Source organism: Neorhizobium sp. BETTINA12A, assembly GCF_023006485.1.
Lineage (GTDB): Bacteria > Pseudomonadota > Alphaproteobacteria > Rhizobiales > Rhizobiaceae > Neorhizobium.
Genome location: NZ_JALBGW010000163.1, coordinates 1 through 10,148, shown reverse-complemented (window position 1 = coordinate 10,148; position 10,148 = coordinate 1). Strand labels below are relative to the sequence as shown.

Sequence of the window (10,148 nt, the reverse complement as noted above, 5' to 3'; positions counted from 1 at the left end):
CGCTCAAGCTGCCGCAGGTGCAGACGATCCGCCAGGCCATCTTTTCCCGGTCGAGCGCCTCCTGGGCGACGCGCCTCGTAATGCTCGGCGGCGGAAACGCGATCAGCGGCAACGCATCGCCACGCGACAGGACATGGTCCGGATCGCGTGCCAGCCAGACCAGCGGTTCGCGATAAAGCAGCCGCCCATGCGTCTCGCCGATATGCCGCTTGGCGAGCACCAGATCGAGATCGCCAATGTCCTGCATCTGGTAGAGCACCGCGGAAAGCGCCACGGTCAGTTCCAGATCGACCAGCGGATAAAGCCGGATGAAATCTTCGAGGATCGACGTCAGCCGGCTCGCCACCACGTCTTCCGAAACTCCGAGCCGCAACCGCCCACGCAACCGGCTTTCGCCGAACAGCGAGGCGACCTTGCCGTTCATATCCAGCATGCCGCGCGCATAGCCGAGCAGCGCCTCGCCTTCCGCCGTCAGCTTTACCTGATGGGTATCGCGAAACACCAACTGACGGCCGAGCGATTTTTCCAGCCGTTGGATATGCTGGGTGACGGTCGATTGGCCGACGCCCAGCCGGGCCGCCGCTTCCGTGAAACTGCCGGTCTGCTGCAGCATGACGAAACTGTTCAGATGATGAAGGTTCAGCATGGCTATCCGTTACCGTGATAACTGTTAGTGTTTGAATTCTGCTTCATGATAAGTGAAGGGTAAATCCTCAAATCCGAGGAATCTCGCCCATGAGCCATTTTCTGCCGGACCGCTTCACGGTCCTTCTCGTCTGCACCGTCATCCTCGCTTCGGTCCTGCCGATCCATGGCGTTTATGCCGACTGGTTCAACGTCGCGACCGACATCGCCATTGGCCTGTTGTTCTTCCTGCATGGCGCGCGCCTGTCGCGCGACGTAGTGGTGGCCGGCATCCTGCACTGGCGCCTGCACCTGACGATCCTGCTGACGACATTCGCGATCTTCCCCATTCTTGGGCTGATGATCGGATTTATTCCGGAAGATATCCTGGCGGCACCGCTTTATGCCGGCATCCTCTTCCTTTGCGTGCTCCCTTCGACCGTACAGTCCTCGATCGCGTTTACCTCCATGGCCGGCGGCAACGTGCCGGCGGCGATCTGTGCCGCTTCCGGCTCCAACATCTTCGGCATGTTCCTGACGCCGCTTCTCGCCGGCATCCTGCTTTCGACCACCGGTGACTCCGGTTTCTCCTGGGATGCGCTCGAAAGCATCCTGCTGCAGCTTCTCGCCCCCTTCGTCGTCGGCCAAATCCTGCAGCCCTGGATCGGCAACTGGATCCGCTCGAAGAAGAAGATGCTCGCCCCCGTCGACCGCGGCTCGATCCTGATGGTCGTTTACCTCGCCTTCTCGGAAGCGGTCATGGAAGGCCTGTGGCGCACCTTCTCCGCGCTCGATATCGGCGTCGTCATCCTCGTCGACATGGCGCTGCTGGCAGTCGTCATCTGCATCACCATGTTCGGCAGCCGCGCGCTCGGCTTCAACAAGGAGGACGAGATCACCATCACCTTCTGCGGCTCGAAGAAATCGCTCGCAAGCGGCGTGCCGATGGCCAACGCCATCTTCTCCGGCCAGTCCTCCTCGATCGGCGCCATCGTCCTGCCGCTGATGCTCTTCCACCAGATCCAGCTGATGGCCTGCGCCGTCATCGCCCAGAAATATGCGAACCGCCTGAAGGCGAAGAAGGATATGGTCGTGGCACCGGCTGCGGCTTGAGGGGCCGGTGGTGCTGATCAGGGCTTGCCGATCAGCGCACCTGCTCTGGCCCTGATCTGGGAAAGCTCACGGGTGGAAACCCGGCCTTTCCGCTGCGCATTGCGCGCCTTCCAGTCGAGGCTCTTCACTTGGTCGGCAAGGACCGTGCTGTCTCCGTCGTCGCCGATCGCCACCTCGAAAGGATATCCCTTCCGTTTGGTGGTCATCGGGCAACACAGCATCAAGCCGAAGCGATTGTAGCTTTGGGGACTCAACACGACGGCAGGCCGGCGTCCGGCCTGCTCATGTCCCGCCTGTGGAGAAAACTCCAGCCAGACGATATCTCCGGCCTCTGGAACATAGGAAGCAGCCGTCATAGGGCTTCCTTGCCAACAGGCCCTCCAAAATCGATTTCCTCATGCAGATTGTCGGGTGTCATCCCCGCAACGAGCTGGTCGAGATCAAGCTCCGCATCCCGCACCGGCTCAATAATGATCCGCCCGTTTTCCTCAGACACATCAACGACCGTGTCGATCTGCAGCTGCGCAGCCTCCATGACGGCGGCGGGAATGCGCACTGAGGCGCTGTTACCCCATTTTTTGACTGTCACGCGCATTGGTCGCTCCAACTCCAAGTAGATACATTGTCGATACAGTAGACCTCTAGAGCCGGGTGGTCAAATAACTCCCCAAAAACGAAAAACGGCCCTTCCCCCAAGAGGAAGGGCCGCATTGGGCTTGCTCGACTATATCGACCGGGTGCCCGGCAGCGGGTTAGTTGACCTGCTGCGGGGTGACCTGAGCCTCGATCGTCTTCGGAGCGACTGCGTCTGCGGCAATCGCGATCCGACGGGGCTTCATGGCTTCCGGAATGTTCCGGAGGAGATCGATATGGAGCAGGCCGTTCTTCAGCGAAGCGGACTGCACTTCGACATGATCGGCGAGCTGGAAGCGGCGCTCGAAGGCGCGCTTGGCGATGCCGCGATAGAGGTATTCGCTCTGTTCGGCAGCAGTTTCGTCTTCGCTCTTTTCACCCTTCACGGTCAGCACGTTCGCATGGGCTTCGAGGCTCAGTTCCTTTTCATCGAAACCGGCAACGGCCATGGTGATGCGATAGGTGTTATCGCCGGTCCGCTCGATATTGTAGGGCGGATAGCTCGGCGTCTGATCTGCCGGCCCGCGATTGTCGAGCAGGTTGAAAAGACGGTCGAAACCGACGGTGGAACGATAAAGAGGCGAGAAATCGACGTGACGCATGGAGTCCTCCTTGGGAAGCGACGTTGCGGTTTTTATCTGGGTTTGCGCATCCCTTGATTGGCGATGCGGTCCCGTTCAGCGGACCCGTTTGGCGCCCGCAGAGTTCAGATGGGGATTGATTTCCGCGGCTTCAAGAGCCCGGTTTGCGGCGCAGTTTTGCGCGTGAACCTGACATGAACGGCACGTTTCGGGCCGGTTCAGGATCGTTTTGATAGAAAAGACAGTGGAAGGCAGACTGTCTCTCTCGACCGAAGCTCCATTCGTCCCTTCGCTTCGGTCATCAATTGCCGGAATCGCTTGGGGTATCCCTAGCCCCGCGATTCCGGCTTCTTTTTTCCTGCTGAAAACGCCTTCAGTCCTCGGCCCGAGACTCCAGCGATGCGCCCGGCAGATAAAGCAGGATCGGCCTGATTTCGTAGACCGCCGTCGGATTGGCCCGGCGCAGATCTCGGGCGGCAGCAATGGCCCCCTCGATCGTCGGAAAATCCACTACGTAGAGGCCGAGCAATTGCTCCTTGGTCTCGGCAAACGGTCCGTCGATGACCATGCCTTCGCCCTTGCCGCGCAGCGTCACCGCGCCCTCCGTCGGCCCGAGCCGGGCGGCAGGTCCCAGGGATTTCTGCGCAACCAGGCGGTCATTGACCTCGAGCAGCTCGGTCATCAGCGCCTGGTCCTCCTCCTCGGTCCAGGATTGGACCACCCCCTCCTGGTGATAGGCAAGAATTGCGTAATACATGGCTTGTCTCCTCCCGATCTGGCCGGCATTGCGCGCAGAGCTCCATGGCCTTGACTACACATATTTGATCGCCACCGCGCAAGTCATCCGTCCAATCAGTGATTGCGGCAACCCCTCAGGTTGCGGTTGCCCCTCATCCGGCTGCCGCCACCTTCTCCCCGTTCTGACGGGGAGAAGAGGATATGCCGCACCCTCCTCGTCCCTCATAGGTCCTTGGGAAACACTACCTTCTTGCGAAAAGAGGGAGCGACGAACCGGCCACTTGCGTCCTTCTTCCCGTCAGAACGGGGAGAAGGTCCCGGCAGGGGGATGAGGGGCAACCCTGCACGCACCCCAACCCACATCACATCCTCCAAACAACAATCTCCTTGACGTCCCGCCGCCGCTGGCTGACGCTGGCCGGCATGAGCGAAGCGGCAGATTCCATCGGCGACATTCTCCACCCGACCCCGGGCAACCCGGCGCCGGCCAATTATTCGGCCGGCTATTTCACCGGCCATCGCGGCACAAGGTTGCGCTACGGTCTGTTTCGCTCCGAGATATCACCGGCGATCGGCACTATCGTGCTCGTGCAGGGCCGCAACGAGTCCATCGAAAAATACTTCGAAACGATCCGTGACCTCAACGCCATGGGCCTCTGGGTCGCGACCTTCGACCTGCGCGGCCAGGGCGGATCGCAGCGGCTGACGAAAAATCCGCGCAAGGGCCATGTCCGCCGCTTTTCCGATTACGAGCGGGATCTCGAGATCTTCCTCGAACATATCGTGCTGCCCGATGCCCGCCTGCCCTTCTTCCTTGTTGCCCATTCGACCGGTGCCCTGATCGCACTCTCGGCCGCCCCGCGGCTTTCGAACCGCATCAACCGGATGGCGGTTGCAGCCCCCTATATCGCGCTCTCAGGTCAGGGTGTTCCGGAAGGCTTCATCCGCACGCTTGCCGGGATTGCGAGCTGGACCGGTTTCGGCCGCGTCTCGATGGGCACCGATCGCAGCAACCGCGCCTTCGAAGGCAACCCGCTGACTTCCGACCGCAAGCGTTTCGCCCGCAACATGGAGATCGGCGCCGCCCATCCGGAGCTGACGATCGGCCCGCCGACGGCCCGCTGGCTGCACGAGACGTTCAAGGCGGCTCGCCGCGTATCTTCTCAATCGCATCTGACCAGGATCACCATTCCAACCCTGATCCTCGCTCCCGTTCTCGACGCCATCGTCCCCTATGCGGCGCAGGAGGAACTGTCGCGCAATTTCCGCGCCGGCCAGCTCATCACCATCAACGGCGGACGCCACGAAGTGTTTCACGACAAGGATATCTATCGCGCCCAGGCGCTCGCGGCGATCGAGGCCTTCATGCCTGGACAGGATGGCAGCTTCGGGCTTTCCGAAACCGCTGCTTGATCCGCGGGTCTGTCTGCCAACCTATTTGCCGGAAAGCAGCTTCATCGCTTCCGCATGCACGGTCTTGCTGCCGGCCGCGAGGATATTGCCGCCGTTTTCCGGGCGCCCGCCGTCCCAGGTGGTGATGATGCCGCCGGCCTGCTCGATGATCGGGATCAGCGCACCGACGTCATAAGGCTTCAGGTTGTTCTCGACCACGATATCCACATGGCCGGAGGCGAGCAGCACATAGGCGTAGCAATCGCAGCCGTAACGGAACAGCTGCACCTTTTCCTCGACCGAACGGTATCTCGCCAGATCGTCGCCGGCAAAGATATGCGGCGACGTGGTGAACAGGGTGGCGTCGGCAAGGCTGCCGCAGTCACGCACCGAAATCTGGCGCTCGCCATCCGGGCCTGAATACCAGGCGCGGGTGCCGTCGGCGAAATAACGCTCGCCGATAAAAGGCTGGTCCATCAGGCCCATGATGGCGCGGCCGTTCGACTGGAAGCCGATCAGCGTGCCCCAAACCGGCAGGCCGGAAATGAAGGCGCGCGTACCGTCGATCGGATCGATCACCCAGACATGTTCGCGGTCGAGGCCGACATTGCCATGCTCTTCGCCGAGAATGCCGTGCTCGGGAAACTTCTCACTGATCATCGCCCGGATCGCCGTCTCGGCGGCGCGGTCGCCTTCGGTCACCGGGTCGAACCCGCCCAGCAACTTGTTGACCACCGAAAGGCCGGTTCGAAAGCGTGGCAGGGTCTCGGCCTTGGCGGCGGCGGCAAGCGCATCGAAGAAGTCGCGATCGGGAAGCATGGGGAGATCCGCTGAGGAAGAGGTGATCTCTTCTAGGATACTCGCCTGAAACTGAAAACCGGATTCGCGTGATCCTGGGCAGAAAATCAAAAAACAATCGACCGGCGCCGAAAAACTCACCAAACCGCCCAAAAATGGCGCATATTTAATCAGTCAAAAAAGATGCTTGACATTTGTGCAGCGCACTCATAGCTTCAATGCACAGTCTTTGACTGTAAATACCCTCCTTGGGTGTTTCCTCCCTAGACTTAGCCGCGCCCACAAGCGCGGTTTTTTTTGCCCTCAATCGAGCTGGCGAGCCAGTCACCCGGCAGGCGGTAGACCAAACCTGTGGAAAACTTTAAGGGAGGTTATTCGGCTGCGAGCGCGCTGTCGCCGCCTGCGAAGTCGACGACGAAGTCCGCCATCTGCCGCATGAAGGTCGAAAGCGCGGCTGCTATCACCGGGAATTCCGGCCGCCTGGCAAGCGTCATCTCGTCCACGTAGAGCGCGCGGTTGATCTCGATCTGCAGCGCGTGCAGGCCGCGCACCGGCCGTCCGTAATGTTCGGTAATGAAGCCGCCGGCATAAGGTTTGTTGCGCACCGCCGAAAAACCCATGCCGTCGAGGAATTGCATCGCCGCCCGGGAGAGTTCGGCAGACGCACTGGTGCCGTAGCGGTCGCCGATGATGAAGTCGGGCCGCACATCCGAACCGGAGAGCCGGATATTGCCCGGCATCGAATGGCAGTCGATCAGGATGGCAAGCCCGAAGCGGGCATGGGTGCGGGCGATCAGTTTGCGAAGGCAGGCGTGGTAAGGCTTGTAGATCGTTTCGATGCGGGACATCGCCTCGTCGACCGGCAGCCGGCGGCGGTAGATCTCCATGTTTTCGGCGACGATCCGCGGAATCGTGCCCAGCCCGCCTGCGACCCGCATAGAGCCGATATTGACGAAAGGCGGTAAAGGCCCGTCGAACATCCGTGGATCGAGCTCGTAGGGCTCCCGGTTGACGTCGAGATAGGCGCGCGGGAAATGGGCGAGAAGCAGCGGCGCACCAAGCTCCGGTGCGTCGGCGAAAAGCTCGTCGACATAATGGTCTGCGGAGCGGCGGATGGCGAGCGAATCGAGGCCGCTCTCGGCGAGAAATTCAGGCGGGTAGAAGCTGCCGCTATGAGGCGAATTGAAGACGAAGGGGATAGTCTGCGTGGCGGGCTCCCTCACTTCGAAATGTCCAAAATCACCTACGTTGCAATCCATCCTGCCTTTACCATGTCACGAACTTGTTCAGGAACTCATGTTGCCAGTTGCCCGAGGCGAAGTCCATACTATCTATACCCTACCAAATCCTCTTACACCCTCATTAAACGGATGTTTACCGCGCGTAGGCAGTGTAAGAGATACCGACAACTCTAAAAATTTGCATTGGATAACGGTCCTGGAGATGATTCAGAAAATCCTTCTCGCCGAAGACGATAACGACATGCGTCGTTTCCTGGTGAAGGCGCTTGAAAAGGCGGGCTACAAGGTCGCGTCCTTCGACAACGGCGCGAGCGCTTACGATCGCCTGCGCGAAGAACCCTTCTCGCTGCTCCTGACCGACATCGTCATGCCGGAAATGGACGGGATCGAACTCGCCCGCCGGGCGACGGAACTCGATCCTGACCTGAAGGTGATGTTCATCACCGGTTTTGCCGCCGTCGCGCTGAACTCCGATTCCAAGGCCCCGAAGGATGCCAAGGTGCTGTCGAAGCCCTTCCACCTGCGCGATCTGGTGGACGAAGTGAACAAGCTTCTGGCGGCCTGAAACCGGAAACCCGGCCGCAAAAGCCCTGATCTGCAAGGCCTTCAAAAAACCTTCGCATTTCCTGGCAAAAACCTGTTGACGGCCCGACCAGTCTATGGTCTATGCGCCGCCACGGATGGGCGTGTAGCTCAGCGGGAGAGCACTACGTTGACATCGTAGGGGTCACAGGTTCAATCCCTGTCACGCCCACCATCCAGTTCAAAACGTTAAGAAATCCGCTTCGGCGGATTTCTTCGTTTCTGACCCCTCCCTTAACGAATTCGTTCCAAAACGGCACATCTTCGCCCCAAACTCTTCACCAGCCTTGCTGGCGATTTGGTCATTTGCGCTTGTTATGGTGTTACAAAATCAAGGGGAGTATAGCATGGCGCAGTTCAAGAATTTGGAGCATCTCGTCCAGACCGGCGCGCCGGCCTTCGACAAGGACTGGATGCCCGGACAGAAAGTGCCGAATGCCGGGATCTACCGGTGCCGGACCTGCGGCGACGAGATCGTCGTCCACAAGGCCGCCGCCATCCCGCAAATCCATCACGAGCATACCGTCCTTGGCCCGGTAGTCTGGAAGCTGCTGGTGTTCGCCCAGAAACATCCGTCGCGCCCCTGACCTCCGCATCTGCGCAGAGCAGTCTCGCCGCATCGAGACCGGTCTGTTTTTTTCGCTCGAGCGTACCGAATCGGCCTCAACCCGCCTCGTAGCACGACATGGAATATGCCAAATGCGACCCACCGCGTCACTGATGCGGATTTTCCCCAATTTGCCCCGCCCGACCTTCGGCGGGGCTTTTTTGTTTCAGCGGCACGGTTCCTCGCGCTTAACGACCGAGGACGTCAGGAGAATCAGAGAATCGCATTGCCGGCCGCAAAGGCGAGCACGACGAAAATCAGGAAAACGACAAGGAAGATGAAGAACAGGATTTTCGCGATCCCTGCCGTCGCGGCGGAAATGCCGGAAAAGCCGAGGAAGCCGGAAATCAGCGAGATGACGAGGAAGATGAGAGCCCATTTCAGCATGGAATTGTTCCTTCACGTTGATGGTCCGATAACGCGAAGAAATGTTCCAGGGTTCCATAAACGTGCCACTCGTAAGCCTCGACTGCGAAGCGGCGTATCTCCAATATGCCCCTGCCCGCTGCGCGATATCCGCGAAACGTGAATTGGATTGCGACACATGATATTGAGCACCGAATACGACCGGATGCTGTCTCTTGCCAGTAAAGCCGCCGTCGCGGCTGGGAATGCAGTGATCGAACAGTGGGAAGCATCCCGCAGCCAGGTCCGCTTCAAGGGGCCAAGCGATCTGGTGACCGGCGCCGACCTGCTCTCGGACGAGATTATCCAGGCGGCGATCAAGGCCGAGTTTCCCCTCCACCGCATCCTCTCGGAAGAAGACGCCGACAGCCACCGCTTCGATTACTCAGGTCCCTTATGGATTATCGACCCGATCGACGGAACCGCGAATTACGCAAGGGGACATCCCTATTTCGGCATTTCGGTCGCTTTCGCCATGGATGGTGACGTTCTGGCGGGTTGCGTCCATGCGCCTGCTTTGGGCGAAACATTCACCGCGGCGAAGGGCCAGGGCGCCTTTCTGAACGGCCGCCCGATCCGGGCGTCCTCGCCGGATAGCCTGGCGCGTTCGATCATCAGCACCGGTTTCCCGCATGAAAAAAGCGATCCCGGTCCGCTGCTGGAACGGGTGCGGATAATTCTGTCGATGTGCCAGGACATCCGGCGCGGCGCGGCGCCGGTTCTGGATATCGCCTATGTCGCAGCCGGACGGCTGGATGCCCACACGGAAACGCTGTTCCCGTGGGACGTCGCCGCCGCGGGGCTTATCGCGACGGAGGCTGGTGCAACCCGCAGCCACCTTGCAGGCGTTTCTGAAAACATTCCGCCTGATCTATCCGGAAACGCGGTCCTGTTCTCCTCGCCTGCCATTCACGACGAGATCGCGGCACACCTTCGGCGATGAAGGCCCCGTAGAATCCTGAAAGTCACAGATCCTTTTTCAGGCGGCCTGTAGTTGTGGCACGCCGGCTTACCGGAAGAGGTGGGCGGCTCCCGCCACACCGATCGTCACCCGATCCCCGGCGGCAAGCGTCTCGCGGCTCGGAATGTCGAGCCGGAAGGAGAAGCCTTGCGGGTCGCTGCCAAGCCTGATTCGTACGTCCGAGGTCGGACCGCAGAAATTGATGTCGGTGATCGTCCCCGATGCGCCACTGCTGCCGTCCGGGCTGCTGTCCTGCATGACGGTAACCTGTTCGGGCCGCAGCATGATCTCGCCTTTGCCGCGATAGGCGACGTCGTCGACCGGCAGCACGCCCAGCGGGCTTTTTGCCTGTCCGCCGGCGATGTCGGCCGGCAGCACGATCGCCTCGCCGAGAAACGCCGCTGTCGCCGCATCGACCGGCCGCGAATAGACCTCGCGCGGGCTCCCCACCTGTGCGAACCGGCCGGCACGCA

Annotated in this window: 14 protein-coding genes and 1 tRNA gene; 6 read left to right on the top strand and 9 right to left on the bottom strand. The window is 60.4% G+C overall.

Translation table 11 applies throughout. The features are described from left to right. Nucleotides 1–646: LysR family transcriptional regulator (locus MOV61_RS25005; RefSeq protein WP_247138524.1), on the bottom strand; the 646-nt coding region annotated here is incomplete at its 3' end. 89 nt (nt 647–735) lie between these two features. Between MOV61_RS25005 and MOV61_RS25000 the strand changes: the two genes are divergently transcribed. Beyond that, complete coding sequence (locus MOV61_RS25000) at nt 736–1,737, top strand: bile acid:sodium symporter family protein (protein ID WP_247138523.1); 1,002 nt, start codon at nt 736–738, stop codon at nt 1,735–1,737. Between the two features lie 17 nt (nt 1,738–1,754). Here MOV61_RS25000 and mazF read toward each other — a convergent pair whose 3' ends face one another. The 4 genes from mazF to MOV61_RS24980 form a co-directional block, all read right to left on the bottom strand. After that, on the bottom strand, nt 1,755–2,093 hold the full coding sequence (mazF, locus tag MOV61_RS24995; protein WP_151044056.1) for an endoribonuclease MazF: 339 nt from the start codon (nt 2,091–2,093) through the stop codon (nt 1,755–1,757). After that, entirely contained in the window at nt 2,090–2,332 is a 243-nt protein-coding gene (locus tag MOV61_RS24990) for an AbrB/MazE/SpoVT family DNA-binding domain-containing protein (protein ID WP_247138522.1), read from the bottom strand. Before MOV61_RS24990 ends, mazF begins: the two co-directional genes overlap by 4 nt. A gap of 157 nt (nt 2,333–2,489) precedes the next feature. After that, entirely contained in the window at nt 2,490–2,972 is a 483-nt protein-coding gene (locus MOV61_RS24985; protein WP_038545126.1) for an Hsp20 family protein, read from the bottom strand. 352 nt (nt 2,973–3,324) lie between these two features. Next, nucleotides 3,325–3,708: a YciI family protein gene (locus MOV61_RS24980; protein WP_247138521.1), complete on the bottom strand. Its 384-nt coding sequence runs from the start codon at nt 3,706–3,708 to the stop codon at nt 3,325–3,327. A 425-nt stretch (nt 3,709–4,133) separates the two neighbouring features. On the opposite strand from MOV61_RS24980, the gene MOV61_RS24975 reads away from it, so the two are divergent. After that, complete coding sequence (locus MOV61_RS24975; RefSeq protein WP_157885251.1) at nt 4,134–5,102, top strand: alpha/beta fold hydrolase; 969 nt, start codon at nt 4,134–4,136, stop codon at nt 5,100–5,102. 21 nt (nt 5,103–5,123) lie between these two features. Here MOV61_RS24975 and hisN read toward each other — a convergent pair whose 3' ends face one another. Both hisN and MOV61_RS24965 read right to left on the bottom strand, forming a co-directional pair. Further along, nucleotides 5,124–5,900 carry a histidinol-phosphatase gene (gene hisN, locus MOV61_RS24970; RefSeq protein WP_247138520.1) on the bottom strand — a complete coding sequence of 259 codons (777 nt, stop codon included), beginning with the start codon at nt 5,898–5,900 and terminating at the stop codon, nt 5,124–5,126. Between the two features lie 350 nt (nt 5,901–6,250). Next, the gene (locus tag MOV61_RS24965) at nt 6,251–7,138 is read right to left on the bottom strand and encodes an N-formylglutamate amidohydrolase (RefSeq protein ID WP_247038363.1); all 888 of its coding nucleotides are present in this window, start codon (nt 7,136–7,138) and stop codon (nt 6,251–6,253) included. A 184-nt stretch (nt 7,139–7,322) separates the two neighbouring features. Here MOV61_RS24965 and cpdR1 point away from each other — a divergent pair, with 184 nt between their 5' ends. From cpdR1 to MOV61_RS24950, 3 genes are all read left to right on the top strand, one after another. After that, nucleotides 7,323–7,685, top strand: coding sequence for a response regulator CpdR1 (gene cpdR1, locus MOV61_RS24960; protein ID WP_037077221.1), 363 nt, complete (start codon nt 7,323–7,325; stop codon nt 7,683–7,685). Nucleotides 7,686–7,802: 117 nt separating this feature from the next. Continuing rightward, nucleotides 7,803–7,877, top strand: a tRNA-Val gene (locus MOV61_RS24955). A 172-nt stretch (nt 7,878–8,049) separates the two neighbouring features. Beyond that, nucleotides 8,050–8,289, top strand: a complete 240-nt coding sequence (locus tag MOV61_RS24950) for a hypothetical protein (RefSeq protein WP_038545138.1) — start codon at nt 8,050–8,052, stop codon at nt 8,287–8,289. 233 nt (nt 8,290–8,522) lie between these two features. Here the strand turns inward: MOV61_RS24950 and MOV61_RS24945 are convergent, their stop codons facing one another. Further along, the gene (locus tag MOV61_RS24945) at nt 8,523–8,696 is read right to left on the bottom strand and encodes a DUF1328 domain-containing protein (RefSeq protein WP_038545141.1); all 174 of its coding nucleotides are present in this window, start codon (nt 8,694–8,696) and stop codon (nt 8,523–8,525) included. A 157-nt stretch (nt 8,697–8,853) separates the two neighbouring features. Between MOV61_RS24945 and MOV61_RS24940 the strand changes: the two genes are divergently transcribed. Continuing rightward, complete coding sequence (locus MOV61_RS24940; protein ID WP_247138519.1) at nt 8,854–9,657, top strand: inositol monophosphatase family protein; 804 nt, start codon at nt 8,854–8,856, stop codon at nt 9,655–9,657. A 66-nt stretch (nt 9,658–9,723) separates the two neighbouring features. Here MOV61_RS24940 and MOV61_RS24935 read toward each other — a convergent pair. Then, on the bottom strand, nt 9,724–10,148 hold a 425-nt coding region (locus MOV61_RS24935), incomplete at its 5' end, for a TOBE domain-containing protein (protein ID WP_247138518.1).